The organism is Pseudoduganella aquatica (genome assembly GCF_009857595.1).
GTDB classification, from domain to species: domain Bacteria; phylum Pseudomonadota; class Gammaproteobacteria; order Burkholderiales; family Burkholderiaceae_D; genus Rugamonas; species Rugamonas aquatica_A.
The window spans coordinates 17,681-33,700 of the sequence record NZ_WWCU01000050.1; the positions used below are offsets into that span (position 1 = coordinate 17,681).

General features: G+C 65.0%; 16 protein-coding genes. 4 read left to right on the forward strand and 12 right to left on the reverse strand.

From position 1 onward, the window contains the following. The first annotated feature begins 9 nt into the window (after nt 1-9). From yidC to GTP77_RS26990, 3 genes are all read left to right on the forward strand, one after another. On the forward strand, nt 10-1,692 hold the full coding sequence (gene yidC, locus GTP77_RS26980; RefSeq protein WP_161075248.1) for a membrane protein insertase YidC: 1,683 nt from the start codon (nt 10-12) through the stop codon (nt 1,690-1,692). Between the two features lie 67 nt (nt 1,693-1,759). Further along, complete coding sequence (mnmE, locus tag GTP77_RS26985) at nt 1,760-3,139, forward strand: tRNA uridine-5-carboxymethylaminomethyl(34) synthesis GTPase MnmE (protein ID WP_161075249.1); 1,380 nt, start codon at nt 1,760-1,762, stop codon at nt 3,137-3,139. Between the two features lie 254 nt (nt 3,140-3,393). Continuing rightward, a complete protein-coding gene (locus tag GTP77_RS26990) occupies nt 3,394-3,588 on the forward strand; it encodes a hypothetical protein (protein ID WP_161075250.1) in 195 nt (64 codons plus the stop codon). Here GTP77_RS26990 and GTP77_RS26995 read toward each other — a convergent pair. Together GTP77_RS26995 and GTP77_RS27000 are read right to left on the reverse strand one after the other, a co-directional pair. Continuing rightward, complete coding sequence (locus GTP77_RS26995; protein ID WP_161075251.1) at nt 3,578-4,198, reverse strand: Hpt domain-containing protein; 621 nt, start codon at nt 4,196-4,198, stop codon at nt 3,578-3,580. The two genes, GTP77_RS26990 and GTP77_RS26995, sit on opposite strands and share 11 nt — an antisense overlap. A gap of 73 nt (nt 4,199-4,271) precedes the next feature. Further along, nucleotides 4,272-5,234, reverse strand: coding sequence for a CAP domain-containing protein (locus tag GTP77_RS27000; RefSeq protein ID WP_161075252.1), 963 nt, complete (start codon nt 5,232-5,234; stop codon nt 4,272-4,274). Nucleotides 5,235-5,380: 146 nt separating this feature from the next. Here GTP77_RS27000 and pssA point away from each other — a divergent pair, with 146 nt between their 5' ends. Continuing rightward, a complete protein-coding gene (pssA, locus tag GTP77_RS27005; RefSeq protein ID WP_161075253.1) occupies nt 5,381-6,163 on the forward strand; it encodes a CDP-diacylglycerol--serine O-phosphatidyltransferase in 783 nt (260 codons plus the stop codon). 41 nt (nt 6,164-6,204) lie between these two features. On the opposite strand, the gene GTP77_RS27010 is transcribed toward pssA, so the two are convergent. The 10 genes from GTP77_RS27010 to GTP77_RS27055 all read right to left on the reverse strand — a co-directional run bounded on the left by GTP77_RS27010 (nt 6,205) and on the right by GTP77_RS27055 (nt 15,686). After that, nucleotides 6,205-7,122 carry an aldo/keto reductase gene (locus GTP77_RS27010; RefSeq protein WP_161075254.1) on the reverse strand — a complete coding sequence of 306 codons (918 nt, stop codon included), beginning with the start codon at nt 7,120-7,122 and terminating at the stop codon, nt 6,205-6,207. Further along, nucleotides 7,092-8,240, reverse strand: coding sequence for a D-alanyl-D-alanine carboxypeptidase family protein (locus GTP77_RS27015; RefSeq protein ID WP_161075255.1), 1,149 nt, complete (start codon nt 8,238-8,240; stop codon nt 7,092-7,094). Before GTP77_RS27015 ends, GTP77_RS27010 begins: the two co-directional genes overlap by 31 nt. 49 nt (nt 8,241-8,289) lie before the next feature. After that, entirely contained in the window at nt 8,290-8,946 is a 657-nt protein-coding gene (locus GTP77_RS27020; RefSeq protein WP_161075262.1) for an alpha/beta hydrolase, read from the reverse strand. Then, nucleotides 8,946-9,266, reverse strand: coding sequence for a (2Fe-2S) ferredoxin domain-containing protein (locus GTP77_RS27025; protein WP_161075256.1), 321 nt, complete (start codon nt 9,264-9,266; stop codon nt 8,946-8,948). Before GTP77_RS27025 ends, GTP77_RS27020 begins: the two co-directional genes overlap by 1 nt. 137 nt (nt 9,267-9,403) lie before the next feature. Beyond that, nucleotides 9,404-10,531, reverse strand: coding sequence for a VanZ family protein (locus GTP77_RS27030; protein WP_161075257.1), 1,128 nt, complete (start codon nt 10,529-10,531; stop codon nt 9,404-9,406). A gap of 10 nt (nt 10,532-10,541) precedes the next feature. Next, on the reverse strand, nt 10,542-11,159 hold the full coding sequence (locus GTP77_RS27035; RefSeq protein WP_161075258.1) for an ABC-type transport auxiliary lipoprotein family protein: 618 nt from the start codon (nt 11,157-11,159) through the stop codon (nt 10,542-10,544). Nucleotides 11,160-11,168: 9 nt separating this feature from the next. Then, a complete protein-coding gene (locus GTP77_RS27040; RefSeq protein ID WP_161075259.1) occupies nt 11,169-12,110 on the reverse strand; it encodes an MlaD family protein in 942 nt (313 codons plus the stop codon). Between the two features lie 2 nt (nt 12,111-12,112). Beyond that, nucleotides 12,113-12,967, reverse strand: coding sequence for an ABC transporter ATP-binding protein (locus GTP77_RS27045; protein WP_371869407.1), 855 nt, complete (start codon nt 12,965-12,967; stop codon nt 12,113-12,115). Further along, complete coding sequence (locus tag GTP77_RS27050) at nt 12,967-14,094, reverse strand: MlaE family ABC transporter permease (RefSeq protein ID WP_161075260.1); 1,128 nt, start codon at nt 14,092-14,094, stop codon at nt 12,967-12,969. Before GTP77_RS27050 ends, GTP77_RS27045 begins: the two co-directional genes overlap by 1 nt. A 116-nt stretch (nt 14,095-14,210) precedes the next feature. Then, the gene (locus GTP77_RS27055; protein ID WP_161075261.1) at nt 14,211-15,686 is read right to left on the reverse strand and encodes a B12-binding domain-containing radical SAM protein; all 1,476 of its coding nucleotides are present in this window, start codon (nt 15,684-15,686) and stop codon (nt 14,211-14,213) included. Between the last annotated feature and the right edge of the window lie 334 nt (nt 15,687-16,020).

The following is a 16,020-nucleotide window of genomic DNA, read 5'->3' on the forward strand; positions in this document are numbered from 1 at the left end:
AATACCGTAATGGATATCAATAAACGTACCATTTTGTGGATCGTGTTCGCCGTCTCGCTGGTCATCCTGTGGAATAACTGGATGGTCTCGACCGGCAAGCCGTCGATGTTCGCGCCGGCGCCGCCGGCCGCATCCGCTTCGGCCAAGGCCGTCGTGCCCGCTTCGGCGCAAGCCGTGGCCGCCGCGGCCGCCGCCGCCCAGCCGGGCGCAGCGGAAGGCGCCGCGCCGTTCAAGCGCGAGACCATCACCATCACCACCGACGTGGTGAAAGCCGACATCGACACCCTGGGCGGCGAACTGGTGCGCCTGGAGCTGCTCAAGCACCACGACAAGATCGACGCCAAGAAGAACCAGGTGCTGTTCCAGAAGGGCGGCAAGAACACCTATCTGGCGCAGACCGGCCTGGTCGGCGTAGCGGGCGCGCCCAACCACACCACCGGCTTCACCGCCAAGCCGGGCGTGCGCGCGCTGGCCGACGGCAACCAGGTGCAACTGGTGCTGGAAGCGGAGCAGGGCGGCGTCAAGCTGGTGAAGACCTTCACCTTCAAGCGCGGCGACTACACCGTCGACGTGCGCCACGACGTCACCAACACCGGCGCCGCGCCGATTGCGCCTGAGCTGTACCTGCAGCTGGTCCACGACGGCAACAAGCCGGAAGGCGACACCTGGTTCAACAGCAGCTTCACCGGCCCGACCATGTACACGGCGGCCGACAAGTACAAGAAGCTGACCTTCGAAGGCATCGAGAAGCACGACGCCAAGCAGAAGGAAAACCCGTCCGTGAAACTGGATGCCGGCCACGCCGAGAAAGCCGACAACGGCTGGGTTGCCATTTCGCAGCACTTCTTCGTGTCGGCCTTCGTGCCGCAGGACAAGCTGGCGCGCGACATCTTCACCAAGAAGATCGACACCAATACCTACGCCATCGGCGTGGTGCAGCCGCTGGGCACGCTGGCGCCGGGCGCCACCATCTCCAACAGCGCCAAGCTGTACTCGGGCCCGCAGGACGAGAAAGCGCTGGAAAAAGTCTCGCCCGGCCTGGACCTGGTGAAAGACTACGGCATGCTGACCATCCTGGCCAAGCCTATGTACTGGGTGATGGAACAGCTGTTCGCCCTGCTGCACAACTGGGGCTGGACCATTATCGTCTTCACCATCCTGATCAAGCTGCTGTTCTTCCCGCTGTCGGCCGCCGGCTACCGCAGCATGGCGCGCATGAAGGTGGTCACGCCTAAAATGACCGCCATCCGCGAGCGCCACAAAGGCGATCCGCAGAAGATGAACCAGGCCATGATGGAGCTGTACAAGACCGAAAAGATCAACCCGCTGGGCGGCTGCCTGCCCATCCTGGTGCAGATGCCGGTCTTTATCGCCCTGTACTGGGTGCTGAACGCCTCGGTGGAAATGCGCGGCGCGCCGTGGGTGGGCTGGATTACCGACCTGACCCAGCCGGATCCATGGTTTATCCTGCCGGTGCTGTACGCGATTTCCATGTACATCACCACCAAGCTGAACCCGGCGCCGGCCGATCCGATGCAAGCGAAAATGATGCTGTTCATGCCGCTGGCCTTCTCGGTGATGTTCTTCTTCTTCCCGTCCGGCCTGGTGCTGTACTGGGTGGTGAACAACGTGCTGTCGATCTGCCAACAGTACCTGATCACCAAAAAATTCGCGCCTGCCGAAGCAAAATAAGGCCAGGCTAGCAAGCTGTACCAAAGGCCCGTGCCATGCACGGGCTTTTTTTTACTACAATCACCCCATGAAACTCGACACTTCCCCTATCGCCGCCATCGCCACCGCCCCTGGCCGCGGCGGCATCGGCGTGGTACGCGCCTCCGGCAAGAACCTGTCCGGCCTGATCGAAGCCCTGTTCGGCGCCACGGCGTTGCAGCCGCGCCACGCCACCTACATCCCCTTCAAGCAGGCCGACGGCACGGTGATAGACCAGGGCATCGCCATCCACTTCAAGGGACCGCATTCCTACACCGGCGAGGACGTGCTCGAGCTGCAGGGCCACGGCGGCCCCGTGGTGCTGCAGATGCTGCTGGCGCGCGTGCTGGAGGCCGGCCAGCCCTTCGGCCTGCGCCTGGCCGAGCCCGGCGAATTCACGCGCCGCGCCTACCTGAACGACAAGCTGGACCTGGCGCAAGCCGAAGCCGTGGCCGACCTGATCGACGCCTCCACCGAGGCGGCCGCCAAGTCCGCCTCGCAGTCGCTGTCCGGCGCGTTCTCGAAAACCATCCATGCGCTGGTCGAACGGGTCACGAATCTGCGCATGCTGGTGGAAGCCACGCTGGACTTCCCGGAAGAAGAAATCGACTTCCTGGAAAAATCCGACGCGCGCGGCCAGCTCAGCGGCATCGTGGAAGCGCTGGACACCGTGTTCCGCCAGGCCGCGCAGGGCGCGCTGCTGCGCGAAGGCCTGAACGTGGTGCTGGTGGGCCAGCCCAACGTGGGCAAGTCCTCGCTGCTGAACGCGCTGGCCGGCTCCGACGTGGCCATCGTCACGCCCATCGCCGGCACCACGCGCGACAAGGTCAGCGAGACTATCCAGATCGAAGGCATCCCGCTCAACATCATCGACACCGCCGGCATCCGCCGCAAGGACGAGGACGTGGACGTGGTCGAGCGCATCGGCATCGAGCGCACCTGGGGCGAAGTGGAAAAGGCCGACGTCATCCTGCACCTGCTGGACGCCGACCACGGCCCCTCGCGCGCGGACGAAGCCATCGTCGCCAACTTCCCGGCCGGCGTGCCGGTGCTGCGCATCTGGAACAAGATCGACCTGTCCGGCCACAAGCCCGGCGTGGACGCGATGGAGGACGCCACGCATGTGTACTTGTCGGCGCACGAGCACCTCGGCATCGACCTGCTGCGCGCCGAGCTGCTGCGCATCGCCGGCTGGCAGCAGACCGGCGAATCGCTCTACCTGGCGCGCGAACGCCACCTGATCGCGCTCAAGTCGGCCGGCCAGCACCTGGGCCTGGCGGGCGAGCACGCCGCCGTCAGCGACCAGTCGCTGGACCTGTTCGCCGAAGAGCTGCGCCTGGCCCAGGCCCAGCTCTCCAGCATCACCGGCGCCTTCTCGTCGGACGACCTGCTGGGCGTGATCTTTGGGCGTTTCTGTATCGGGAAATAACTTTCACGCTATCGCCACAAGCGTTTCCATTTAAAAATTTTTCCTCGCTCTGGGCACGTGGTTTTTTTGTGTTTTTACGTGCGCCAGCGCACGTAAACCCGACAGTGGCGGCTCGGCAATCCTGCTATTATTGTTGCGCGCAGTGCCCGAAAATGCGGCAGAACAACTCGCTTGTTGATCCTCCTCATGCCGGGAAAATTGCGCGCAAGTATGCTGGTTGTACGCCGTAAAGTGTTGCCTGGAAAGGGGATGCCGTGGAATCGTTACAGAACCAACTACCTGAGGAAGCGAGCGGCCTGCCGCCCGCCGCGCCGCCTGCCTACACCAGGCAAACGCTGCCGCCGAAAGGCTCGTGCTGGTATTGCGAAAAACCGCTCGACAGCGTGCGCCGCTTCTGCGGCAAGGAATGCCACGACGCCTTCGACGAAGAAGCCGAATTCACGCGCTGAGCGTGGCGTCAAAGCGCGCCAGCGCCGCCAGCGCCGCTTCAAAATCGAATTCGTGGGCCGCTGCGGCCACTTCCTGAAATACCGCGACTCCCAGACTGGCCGCCAGCACCGTGGCCGACTGTTCCAGCACATCGATCGCCTTGCCATTCCCCTCGTCCAGCAGCTGCGCCAGCCGTTCGACCAGCGCGCGCGTTGCCGCGTCCGCAGCTCCGGCGTCCGCCGCAGCGGAGGCGGACGCCGCAGAGGCGCAGGCTGCCGCGTCGGTGCCGTCCAGGTAGGCGGCTATCGCGCACAGCAGGCTGGACAACGCCGCCTGCAGCACGTCCAGCCCGGCGTGCGGCGCGGCGCCGGACGCCACCAGTCCCGCTTCCGTCACGCCCGCCAGATGGTGCAGCTCCTGCGCGCCTACCATGCCGGCCGCGCCTTTCAGGCTGTGCGCCTTGCGCTGCGCCGCGGCCAGTTCGCCGTCGGCCAGCAGCTGGCGCAGCTGCGCCACGGCCTGCTCGTGGTCCTTGCGGAAGCGCAGCAGTAGCTTGCGGTACAGGCTGGTGTCGCCCATAAGCCGTTCCAGCCCATCGCTGGTGTTGAGGATGTGCTGTGTCGCTGTCATCGCCCGTGCTGATTATGATGTCCAATACATCACAATAGCAGAGCTTGTGATAGTTGGTTTCTTGCAACAAGTTTTATTTAGTTGTAAAGGACCAGCTGCGGTTCGCCGTCACGCCGTCCACGGTGCCGGTGAAGCTCACATCGTAGACGGTGGCGGCCTTGAGCACGCTGAGCGGGATGATGGCAGCGGCCGCGAGCGGCGTTTCGCGGTCGGACAGGCGCGTCATCAGCCGCACGGGCAGGTCGGCGCCGCCGCGCGGGCGCACGGTGAAGGTCAGCACATTCACGGTGGCGGAATTGTCGCCCTGCACGCTGATGGGATAGCCCACTTCGTTCTGCTCCGGGACCGGGTCGGGCGACTCGGTGTCGCTGAAGAAATTGACCGGCACCCGCGTCTGGTTGGCGGACGGGTAGACCACCAGGTTGCCGCGCCCCACGCCCGCGCTGGTGCTGCCGCCGGTGCCGAACTCGGCCGTGAAGTAGGTATAGACGCTGCCGGTCGCGGCGCCGGTGCCCGTTTCGCGGAAGATGGGTTCCAGTATCAGGTAGCGGTGGTAGATGGCGCCGATCAGCTCCTCCGCATGGTAGAAGCCGGATTTGTCGGAGGCGGCGGAAATCACTTCCCCCACCAGGCCGCCGGAGCGGTAGCCGGCGCTGCGCAGGCGGTCCGACAGCGTGGCGCCGGTAAAGCCGGGCTGGCCGGCGGTCTGCGTGTGGCTGACTGTATTGTTCAGGCGCTGGTAATTGGAATGGCCCAGCGCCGAGGCGTCGATCAGGGCGTTGCGCGCCAGCGCCGGCAGGCCGGCCTGCTGGCGGCGGTAGTTGATCCAGTTGTAGCCGTCCAGCGCGGTGTCGCCGCTCAGGGTGGGCGCGCCGGGCTCCGTGGGCTGGGTGACGGTGGCCGGGGTAGCGGCGCTGTTGTTCGAGCCGCCCCCGCCGCCGCCGCAAGCGGCCAGCATGGCGGCCAGGGCTGCCGCCGCGATGGCCGCCGTGAGCGGGGCGGGCAGGAATGCTGTACTGGCGGTCGGATGTTTCATGGTGGCTCCCCTTGCAATCTTTTGATTCTAGGCGAAACGCCGCCGCGCTGACGCCACCGTGGCGCCGCGGATGTTGATGCATGTCAGAATATCGCTGCAAGCACGGTAAAATAGCCGTTTACGCAATCTAGCCAGGCACTTCCCACATGACCCCAACCAAGCAGCGCCTGCGGCGCGCCAAATTCGCCCTGCCCAGCTTTGTCACGCTGTTGTCGATCGCCTGCGGTTTCGGCAGCATCGTCATTTCAGTGGACAACGCCTATATCGGCAGCGCGCAGGACTACCAGATGGCTGCCGTGCTGCTGGTGCTGGCCGGGGTGTTCGACGCGCTGGACGGCTTCGTGGCGCGCGCCACCGGCACCAGCTCAGAGTTCGGCGTGCAGCTCGATTCGATTGCGGACGTGATGAATTTCGGCTGCGCGCCGGCGGTGCTGCTGTATTGCTACGGCTTCGTGCTGCTGGGCCATGAACACGGCACTTTGCTGCGCATGGGCGGCATCGCCAGTTTTATCTTTGTGGCCTGCGGCGCGCTGCGCCTGGCGCGCTTCAATGTGAACGTGGGCCGCACCGATCCGCGCTATTTCGTCGGCATGCCGATTACGGCGGGGGCGGCGTGCGTGGCGTCCGTGGTGGTGGCGTGGCCGGAACCGGCGCGCACGCTGCAGCACGCGGGCCTGGTGGTGGTGCTGCTGTTCGTGGTCGGCGGGCTGATGGTGTCCACCATCCGCTTCCCCAGCTCCAAGCAGAAGAAAAGCGTGGGTGCGCTGGTGGGGCTGGCGGTGTGCATAGGCTTGCTGGTGTGGCTGACCACGGGCTTCTTCGCGCTGTTCTTTGCCGTCTACGTGGCCTTCACGCTGGGCTTGAACCTGGCCTGGAAATACGGCTGGACAGGCATTGCGCCGCCAGCCGTTTATAACGACGGCGACTGAGCCTGGCGGGTTACGCGCTTCGCGCTAACCCGCCTTACTAGTCAGGCCACCTCGTGTCCCCGTGCCGCGCGCAGGATCTCGAACCACTGCTGGCGGCTGAGCGTGAACTGCGTGGCCTGCACCGCTTCCTGGATCGCCGCGATGCGCCCGGAGCCGGTCAGCGGCACCGGCTTGCACGGCAGCTGCATAATCCACGCGAACACCACCGACGCGAACGGCTGCCGCACTTCGTCCGCCACTTGCTGGATGCAGGCGCGCAGGCGCTCGCCGGCCGCGTCGCCGCCGCTGAACAGGCGTCCGCCGCCCAGCGGCGACCAGATCATCGGCGGCACGCCCAGGTCCTGCAGGCCGTCGAAGGTTTCGTCGAACATGGGCGCCAGGTGCAGCGGCGAAAACTCCACCTGGTTGGTGGCGAGGGGAATGCGCCGGTTCAGCGCCTCGAACTGGTGGCGGCTGAAGTTGGACACGCCGAAATGCCGCACCTTGCCTTCGGCGCGCAGGCGCGTGAAGGCGGCCGCCATCTCGTCGAAGTCCATCAGCGGGTCCGGGCGGTGTATCAGCAGCAGGTCCAGGTAATCGGTGCGCAGCGCGCGCAGCGACTGCTCCACCGAGGCGGTGATATGCGCGGCCGTGGTGTCGTAATGCTGGATGGTGTGCGCGGGACGTGCTTGCGAGACCAGCTTGATGCCGCATTTGCTCACGATCTGCATCTGCCCGCGCAGCGCCGGCTTCAGCGCCAGCGCTTCGCCGAACAGCGCTTCCACGCCGTAGCCGCCATAGATGTCCGCATGGTCGAAGCTGCTCACGCCCAGTTCCAGGCATTGTTCGATAAAGGCCAGGCGCTGCTGCGGCGCCATATTCCATTCCGTCATGCGCCACATGCCCGCCACGATGCGCGACAGCTGCAATGCGTCTGCGCGCGCCGTCATCATTTCAGCCACAGGCGCACGGAGTCCCATGCGCGGCCGAAGATGGACGCTTGCGGCACGCCTTCCAGCGCCACCACCGGCAGTTCCAGCAGCGGCTTGCCGTCCACCACCATCTTCAGCGAGCCGACGCGGGTGTTCTCGGCGATAGGGGCCACCAGCGGGTCCTTGCGCTCGAGCACAGGCTTCATCTTGCCGGCCACGCCTTTCGGCACCGTCACCAGCACGTCCTGCGCAAAGCCGATCTTCAGCTTGTTCGACGAGCCTTTCCAGATTTCCGGCGTATCGATGGCTTGCCCCTTGCTGTACAGGCGTACCGTATCGAAGTTCTGGAAGCCCCAGTTCAGCAGCTTCTGGCTTTCGGCGGTGCGCGCGCCGTCGGAGGCGGTGCCCAGCACCACGGAAATCAGGCGGCGTTCGCCGAAGTTGCCGTTAGGGCGGTGCGCCGACGCGATCATGCAGTAGCCGGCCGCTTCGGTGTGGCCGGTTTTCATGCCGTCCACGGTCGGGTCCAGCCACAGCAGGCGGTTGCGGTTGGGCTGGGTGATCTTGTTGTAGGTGAAGCTTTTCACCGAGTCGATCTTGTAGAACTCGGGGTAGTCGGCGATCACGCGCTTGGCCAGCACCGAGAGGTCTTGCGCGGTGGAATAGTTTTCCGGGCTGGGCAGGCCGTGCGGATTGGCGAAGCGGGTCTGGGTCAGGCCCATGCGCTGCGCTTCGCGGTTCATCAGCGTGACGAAGGTGGCTTCGTCGCCGGCCACGGCCTCGGCCAGCGCCACGGCGGCGTCATTGCCGGACTGCACCATCAGGCCGTGCAGCAGGTCGTTGATGGACACCGGCACGGCAGGGTCGATAAACATCTTCGAGCTGCTCGAATCCACTTTCCAGGCGCGCACCGACACGTTCACCTTCTGGTTGATGTCGATCTTCTTGTCGCGCAGGGCCTGGAAGGTCAGGTAGGCCGTCATGATCTTGGTCAGCGAGGCCGGCTCGATGCGCATGTTCGGATCTTGCGAGGCGATGATCTGGCCGCTAGTCATGTCCAGCAGCAGCCAGGACTTGGCAGCGATGGTGGGCGCGGGCAGGGTCTGCGCCACGGCGGAGGTAATGAACAGCACGCTGGTAGCGAGTGCCGCGAGGTATTTTTTCATGGGTCTTAATGCAGTGGTGTTAAAAACGGATGCGGAACATTATAGGGCCTCAGGCCGCTTCGCCGGTGTCCTTCTGCCCGCCCAGCCACAGCGCCGTGACCCAGGTCTTGATATGGCCGAGCTTGCGGTGGAAGAAGTGGTCGGCGCCGGGAATGACCAGCACCGGGATGTCCTGCGGGCGCGCCCAGTTGAACACGTCCTGCAGCGGGATGGTGTCGTCGTTCTCGCCGTGGATCAGGATGGTGTCCGCCGGCACGTCGGCCAGCTCCCATTTTTTGGCAGCCGTACCCACCAGTACCAGGCGCTCGGCAGGCGTGCCGGCCTCGGCCAGGCGCTTGGCCAGCTGCGACTGCACATAGGTGCCGAAGGAGAAGCCGCTCAGGGCCACCGGCAGGCCGGGGAATTTCTGCGTCATGTGCTGGTACAGCAGGCCCATGTCGTCGGTTTCGCCGTGGCCGTGGTCATGCACGCCTTCCGAGGCGCCCACGCCGCGGAAGTTGATGCGCGCCACCACGTAGCCCAGGCCGACGAAGGTGCGCATCAGCGTGACGGCCACCTTGTTGTCCATGGTGCCGCCGTACAGCGGATGCGGGTGCGCCACCAGGGCCACGCCGCGCGGCGGCGCATCGCCGGCCGGCATGTCGATCAGGCCTTCCATCACGCCGGCGTTGCCGGGCAGGGTGAATTTTTCCGAGCTCTTGTTCATCATATCTTCAGGCGCTCCACGACCTTGCCGCCGACCAGGTGGCTGTCGACGATCTCATCGATATCCGTGGTGTCCACGTAGGTGTACCAGGTGCCTTCCGGATACACCACCATCACCGGGCCTTCTTCGCAGCGGTCCATGCAGCCGGCCTGGTTGACGCGCACCTTGCCGGGGCCGTTGATGCCCAGTTCCTTGCAGCGCTTCTTGGCGTGCTTTTGCGCCACTTCGGCGCCGTGGTCGCCGCAGCTGTTGCGGCCGTCGTCACGCTTGTTCATGCAGAAGAACACGTGGCGTTCGAAAAATTGTTTGTTGTCGCTCATATTGGGCCTCGCTTGTCGTTTCAGGCGCAATGATACCTGTAATGGCGGGTTACGGCTCCGCCTAACCCGCCCTACGCATCGCCCAGGTCGTTGGTGGATCGTAGGGCGGGTTAGGCGCGGAGCGACGTAACCCGCCATTACGGACGGTTGAGCTTGTGGGACGGCAGCAGCAAAAACCACAGCGCGAAAAACGGCCACAGCAGCGACAGGAACTGCGCCGCGCCGTTAAAGTTGAGGAACTTGCCCTGCACCCAGCCCTGCAGCGTGGACAGGAAATAAGGGTTGACCGGCGTGGTGTTCACAATAAGCAGGCTGAGCAGCAAGGTCAGCGCGGCCAGGCGGCGCTGCGCCATGTGCGGCGCGAACGCCAGCCCGGCCAGCATGATGGCGCCGATCAGGAAGCCGCCCTGCGCGCCCGGCGTAATCCACACGAAGGCGTTCTCCGGCGAGAACAGCAGCGCCGTCGCCAGCGACTTCACCACGATGGCGGCGCCCGCCAGGCCGATCAGCAGGCCGGCGCGCGGCGCGTGCTTGCGCATCAGGCACAGCAGCGTCAGCCCCGCGCCCACCATGCCGCAGGCGGTGATGATGGTTTCGGACAGCCAGTACTGCTCCACCGTCAGCTCGGCGCCGGGGCGCACCAGTTCCACCAGGTCGATGCTGGTGTCGAGCAGCTCGGACAGCCAGTCGGACAGGATGGGCAGCAGCTGGCCGTGGCCGAACAAAAAGCCCTGCGGATAGATCTGCGCCAGCGGCCACAAGGCCATCAGCACCAGGCCCTGGCTGGTGTGCTGCACGAACCAGCGCTGGCGCAGGCGGTACAGGGGGCTGCCGTCCAGCAGCGCGGTGGCGCTCAGGGTGCCGAACAGCGCGCCCACGGCGGCGCCGGCGGCGTTGGTGTAGAAGTCCAGGTTGGACGACACGCGGCTGGGCAGATAGGTCTGCACCGCCTCCATGGTGCCGGACACCAGCACGCCGCAGGCGGCGGCGATGACGAAGGCCGCCACGCCGCGCAGGCGCGGATACAGCGCGTACACCACCAGCGCGCCGAAGGGCATATAGCCCACCACGTTGATGATGGCGTCGAACTTGGTCCAGTAGCGCGGCATGGCCGTGTGCTCGAGGAAGATCAGCGGCGACAGGCCCTGGTTCTGCCAGCCGGAAAAGGGGAACCAGCTCGCATACACGATCAGCAGCAGATAGGCCAGCAGCGCCGCGCGCGCCACCGGCGACGGCATGCGGGGCTGGACTGTGGTTTCCGTCATGCTCACGCTGTTACTGCGGCAGCGCGGCTGGCAAGGTGTTCAGCCACGCCAGGATGTCGGCGGCGATGGCGTCCGACGAATCGGCCAGGGCGCGCGCGCCGCCGGCCGCGTCGGCGCTGCGCGCGGCGGTGCTGCGGGTGAAGGTCTTCTGGTCCACCAGCTTGTGGGCGCGGAACAGCGAGGCGCGCAGCGACACCTGGCCGCTGCTGCTGGCCTGGCTGTCGAAGTTCTGCGAGAAGTCGTCCGCCTCCAGGCGCAGCACGGGCATGCCCACGGCGGCGTCGGTGGTGGCCAGCACTTTCACGCCGGCCTGCGCCAGGCGTGCGCGCAGGCGCTGGGTGAGCAATTGCAGCGGCGTGACGCTCCAGGCGTTCTGCGCGTAGGGGCGGGCTTGCTGCGCATCCGCGTACAGCAGGCGGTAATACATGCGGTTGCTGTCCAGCGAGGCCGGGCCGTTCACGTCCGCCACCACCAGCGCGGGCAGCGCTGCCGCCGCCGTGGCGGCTGGCGCGGCGGCCGGCGTCAGCGGGCCGAAGTCGTACACGGTGGTCGGCGCGCCCTTGGTGGCGCAGCCGCCCAGCGCGGCCAGCAATGCGATGCAGGCCAGTTTGTTGAGGGTCGATTCCATATTTTTCCTTTATTTCGCGGCCGGCGGCGTGAAGCCCGCCTCGCCCGGACCCGGCGTGGCGTCGGGCGTGCCGAACAGGATGCTCTGCGGCTTGTCGTTCAGGGTGTTCATGGTGCGGCGCACGGCCCGCATCGACGAACGCGTCTCATCGGTCAGCGCGTTGATGTTGGGCAGGGTCTCCAGCTCCACGCCGCCGGCCACCGTTTCCAGCGACAGGCCCACGCGGTCCACCGTGCTGTTCAGGCGCGAGATGGCGCCGTTCGGCCCCTGCAGGCTGGCCGACAGCTTGGTGGCGTCGTCCGCAAGACGGTTCACGGCCGCCAGGCTGCCTTGCGCCTGCTCCACCAGCTTCGGCAGCTTGTCCAGCGTGGGGCCGAGCTGCGCGGGCACGCTGCGGAACTCGCGCGCGGTCTCGCTCACGTCGGCAAAGGCGCCCAGCATGGTTTTCTGGTTGGCGGGGCTGAGCAGCGTGTCGAGCGAGTCGGTCACTTTTTCAGCCTTGGACAGGATGGCCTTGCCGCGCTTCTCCAGCTGGTCGAACAGGCCGGGGTGCAGCGGAATGCGGGTGGGGTTGCCGGCGCTGGTGCGCAGGCGCTCCGAGCCCACCGACTCGTCGTCCAGCTGGATGTAGGCAATGCCGGTCACGCCCTGGTAGCCCAGCGTGGCAAAGGTGGTCTTGGTGATGGGCGTATCCGGGTCCACGCTCAGATGCACCAGGATCTGCCCCGCCACCTTGGCATCGAAACCGATGTCGTCCACCTTGCCCACCTCCAGGCCACGATAGCGCACCGCCGCCTGCGGGTTCAGGCCGGGCACGGAAAGCGAGGTGGCGATCAGGTAGGGTTCGCGCTCCACGCGGTCGCGGTTGAACCAGATCCCGAACAGCACCGCCGCGATCAGCAGCGATATCGTGAAGAAGCCCGTCATTAATGCGTGCGATCTGTTTTCCATAGCTACTCCTGAATTTTTCTATCATCAAGGGCCGCCAGCGCGCGCTTGCCGCGCGCGCCGAGGAAGAATTCCTTGATGAAGGGGTGGTCCACCTTGATCACTTCGCGCGTGGGCGCGACGGCGATCACATGTTTTTCCGCCAGCACCGCGATGCGGGTGGACAGCGCGAACAGCGTGTCCAGGTCGTGCGTCACCATCACCACGGTCAGGCCCAGTTCCCGATGCAGCGATTTGATCAGCGACACAAAGCTTTCCGAACGGTCCGGGTCCAGGCCGGCGGTGGGCTCGTCCAGGAACAGCAGCTTGGGCTCCAGCACCAGCGCGCGCGCCAGCGCCACCCGCTTGACCATGCCGCCGGACAGGTCGGAGGGCATCTTGTTGGCGTGCTCGGGGCCGAGGTCCACCATATTCATCTTCAGCAGCACTGCGTCGCGTATCAGGTCCGGCGGCAGCACGCGCAGCTCGCGCATGGGCTGGGCGATATTCTCGAACACCGTCAGCGCCGAATACAGCGCGCCTTCCTGGAACAGCATGCCCCAGTGGTTGCGCAGCTGTTGCAGGTGCTCGGCGTTGGCCTGCGTGATGTCCTCGCCGAAGATGCGCACGCAGCCCTTGGTGGGCCGCTCCAGGCCCAGCATCTGCCGCAGCAGCACGGTCTTGCCTGTGCCCGAACCGCCCACGATGGACAGGATCTCGCCCTGCTCGATCTCCAGGTTCAGATCCTGGTGCACCACGGTGCGGCCGAAACGGGTTTGCAGGTTGGTGATCTCCACCACCGGCACGCTGCCGTCCAGCGTCAGCATGCCCGGCGTCTCCGGGCAGCCGCAATTTTCTTCGGGCGGCAGGGTCTCGTCCATCAGTAGCCCACTCCGTTGAAGACGATGGCGAACACCGCGTCGGCCAGGATCACCACCGTAATGGCCGTCACCACCGAGGTGGTGGTGCCGCGCCCCAGGCTTTCCGTGTTGGGCTGGATGCGCAGGCCGAAGTGGCAGGATACCAGCGCAATCAGGGTGCCGAACACCACGCCTTTGAGCAGGCCGATCAGATAGTTCGCCAGCGGCACAGCGTCCGGCAGCTTCTGGATAAAGTAGCGCGCCGACAGGTTCAGCTCCACCTTGGCCGATACCATGCCGCCTATCAGCGCCATGGTATCGGTCCAGATCACCAGCAATGGCATGGAAATGGCCAGCGCAATCACTTTGGGCAGGATCAGGCGGAAGCCGTGCGAAATGCCCATCACCAGCATCGCGTCGAGTTCCTCGGTCACGCGCATCACGCCCAGCTGCGCCGTAATGGACGAGCCGGAGCGGCCCGCCACCAGGATGGCGGCCAGCAGCGGCCCCAGTTCGCGGATCACGCTCATGCCGAGCAGGTTGACCAGGTAGATGTCGCCGCCGAAGGTGCGCAGTTGCTGCGCCGACAGGAAGGACAGCACCACGCCGATCAGGAAGCCCACCAGCGCGGTGATGCCCAGCGCCTGGAAGCCGGCGTGGTAGACATTGGCCGAAATCTCGCGCCAGGGGCCGCGCATGGGGTTGCGCAGGAAGCGCCAGGAGTCCTGCGTGACTTGGCCTATCAGTTTGATGAAGCCGGCCATGTGCTCGGCAAAGCCCATGATGGTGAAGCCCAGCTTCATCACGGACGTCAGGCGGTGCTGGCGGTGCTGCTGGAGCTGCAGCGTGCCGGTGGCTTCCAGGCGTTTGAAGAATTCCTCGTGTTCGGGCGCCATTTGCAGGGATGCGGGGCGGGTCTTGCCCCAGGCATTCCATAAAAGCTGGGCGCCGATATGATCCATCGCCTCGACGGCGCGCAAGTCCCACTGCGCGCGCTTGCCCTTGAGCTGTTTCAGCGAGGCGGTAATGGCGTGCATGGGGTGGCGGTGCGCTAGCGCATGCACCTGCCAGGTGCCCCCAGCCGTGACCGTAGCCTCCGACGCGCTGCCGGAGCTGATGGTGAGGGTGGGCGCGGGGTTAGTTGGCATGGCTCAAGTGTAAGTGACTTTCTACTACTGCGCCACCCGGTAGGACAGCGGCTCCGGCGGGTCACGCTGCGCTAACCCGCCCTACGGCATCACCGGCCAGCCGTAACCCGCCGATGCTACGCCGCCAAATGCCGGGCTTGCCGCTGCGGCGCCGGATGATGCGCGTGCGCTGTTTTGCCCTTGGGCGCGAAATCGCTGGCCAGCAGCTGCGCCGCCGCTTCCGCCTCCATGCCGGTGTGCGCCAGCCAGCGCTGCACCATGCCGGCCAGGCGGTCCAGTGCAATGCGGTGGGTGGCGTCGGTGTTCGCGTATAGCCAGTCCGAGAATGCCATAAAACTCTGGAATGGCGTCTCTCCCAGAAGTACGGGCAGGGTGTGCGTGAAGCGTCCCGAGTTGGCCACCAGGTCCCAATAGCGCGCAAACCGCACCAGGCGCTGCATGGTCTGGAAATCGATATGCTTGTTTGCCAGGATGGTGTACGGCGGATGCGGATCGAACACCAGCCCGAAGGGCGCCGTGTGCCGGATGATGGGCGTGCCGCGCAGCCGCTTCAAGATGCCGAACTGGATCTCGTGCGGCCCCAGCGCCCACAGCTTGTTGAAGCCCTCGGCGAAGCTCTCCACCGTCTCCCCCGGCAGGCCGGCGATCAGGTCCACGTGCATATGGGCTGTGGAGTGGTCGCACAGCCAGCGGATATTGTCGGCCGCCTTCTGGTTGTCCTGCTTGCGGCTCACCAGCGTCTGCACTTCCGGGTTGAAGCTCTGGATGCCGATCTCGAATTGCAGCGCACCGTGCGGGAATTTGGAAATGCCCTCTTTCAGCGCATCCGGCAAATGGTCCGGCACCAGCTCGAAGTGGGCGTAGACCGGGTCGTCTGGATTGGCCGCTATCTTATCGAGGAAGAACTGCATGATCTTCAGGCTGGTCTTGATGTTCAGGTTGAAGGTGCGGTCCACAAACTTGAACAGGCGCGCGCCGCGCGCGTGCAGCCCCTCCATCTCCGCCAGGAACAGGTCGATATTGAAGGGCCACGCCGTCTTGTCCAGCGCCGACAGGCAGAACTCGCACTTGAACGGGCAGCCGCGCGAAGCCTCCACATAGATGGTGCGGTTCTTGATATCGTCGTCCGAATACAGCGAGTAGGGCAGCTTCAGTTCCGCCATCGGCGGCTGGTGGCCGGCGTGTACTTTCATGATGGGCTTGGGGCCGTTCAGGATATCGCTGCAAACCTTGGGGAAGGTCACGTCGCCCCAGCCGGTGATCACATAGTCCGCCAGGCGCACGATCTCCTGCTCGTTCGTCTCATAAGACACTTCCGGCCCGCCCAGCACCACCACCACTTCCGGCGCCACGCGTTTCAGCATGCCCACCACCTTGTTGGTCTCCTCCACATTCCATATATAGATGCCGAAGCCCACAATGCGCGGCTTGTGCGCCAGGATGCGCTCCACGATCTCGGTGGTCTTCGCACCGATGACGAACTCCTGGATCTTGGTCTGTTCCTGCAGCTCTCCCATATTGGCAAGCAGGTAGCGCAGCCCCAGGGAGGCATGGGTGTAGCGCGCGTTGAGGGTAGAGAGCAGGATGGTCATGGAGGCAAGCGAAGAATAAAGCGGCAAAGCAAGCATTTTACCCTTGCCAAGCCCCGGGGGCTTCTATATAGTTCTGCCTCCCGACGCGCTGCATGCAAATGCAAGCTGCGCAGGGTAGGAAAAACAGGGGTTGACGAGCTGCACGAAACACCGCATAATCTCGCCTCTCTGCTGCTGAACAAAACGCTTCAGCAAGTAACGCAGAATTCTTTAAAAATTAACAGTCGATAAGTGTGGGCGTTTGATGATGATGCCGGAGGCGCAAGCCTCTTAGCTCAAATTATTAAACGCTCAACGAAAAAATTAAACGTGACCTTCGAAAGAAGGAATCGTC

What these genes read in the sequence shown, in the direction of transcription:
- GTP77_RS27055 (WP_161075261.1), bottom strand. Translation starts at nt 15,686, where the DNA reads ATGACCATCCTGCTCTCTACCCTCAACGCGCGCTACACCCATGCCTCC.
- mnmE (WP_161075249.1), top strand. Translation starts at nt 1,760, where the DNA reads ATGAAACTCGACACTTCCCCTATCGCCGCCATCGCCACCGCCCCTGGC.
- yidC (WP_161075248.1), top strand. Translation starts at nt 10, where the DNA reads ATGGATATCAATAAACGTACCATTTTGTGGATCGTGTTCGCCGTCTCG.
- GTP77_RS27000 (WP_161075252.1), bottom strand. Translation starts at nt 5,234, where the DNA reads ATGAAACATCCGACCGCCAGTACAGCATTCCTGCCCGCCCCGCTCACG.
- GTP77_RS27045 (WP_371869407.1), bottom strand. Translation starts at nt 12,967, where the DNA reads ATGGACGAGACCCTGCCGCCCGAAGAAAATTGCGGCTGCCCGGAGACG.
- GTP77_RS27010 (WP_161075254.1), bottom strand. Translation starts at nt 7,122, where the DNA reads ATGGGACTCCGTGCGCCTGTGGCTGAAATGATGACGGCGCGCGCAGAC.
- GTP77_RS27025 (WP_161075256.1), bottom strand. Translation starts at nt 9,266, where the DNA reads ATGAGCGACAACAAACAATTTTTCGAACGCCACGTGTTCTTCTGCATG.
- GTP77_RS27015 (WP_161075255.1), bottom strand. Translation starts at nt 8,240, where the DNA reads ATGAAAAAATACCTCGCGGCACTCGCTACCAGCGTGCTGTTCATTACC.
- pssA (WP_161075253.1), top strand. Translation starts at nt 5,381, where the DNA reads ATGACCCCAACCAAGCAGCGCCTGCGGCGCGCCAAATTCGCCCTGCCC.
- GTP77_RS27040 (WP_161075259.1), bottom strand. Translation starts at nt 12,110, where the DNA reads ATGGAAAACAGATCGCACGCATTAATGACGGGCTTCTTCACGATATCG.
- GTP77_RS26995 (WP_161075251.1), bottom strand. Translation starts at nt 4,198, where the DNA reads ATGACAGCGACACAGCACATCCTCAACACCAGCGATGGGCTGGAACGG.
- GTP77_RS27035 (WP_161075258.1), bottom strand. Translation starts at nt 11,159, where the DNA reads ATGGAATCGACCCTCAACAAACTGGCCTGCATCGCATTGCTGGCCGCG.
- GTP77_RS27030 (WP_161075257.1), bottom strand. Translation starts at nt 10,531, where the DNA reads ATGACGGAAACCACAGTCCAGCCCCGCATGCCGTCGCCGGTGGCGCGC.
- GTP77_RS27020 (WP_161075262.1), bottom strand. Translation starts at nt 8,946, where the DNA reads ATGAACAAGAGCTCGGAAAAATTCACCCTGCCCGGCAACGCCGGCGTG.
- GTP77_RS27050 (WP_161075260.1), bottom strand. Translation starts at nt 14,094, where the DNA reads ATGCCAACTAACCCCGCGCCCACCCTCACCATCAGCTCCGGCAGCGCG.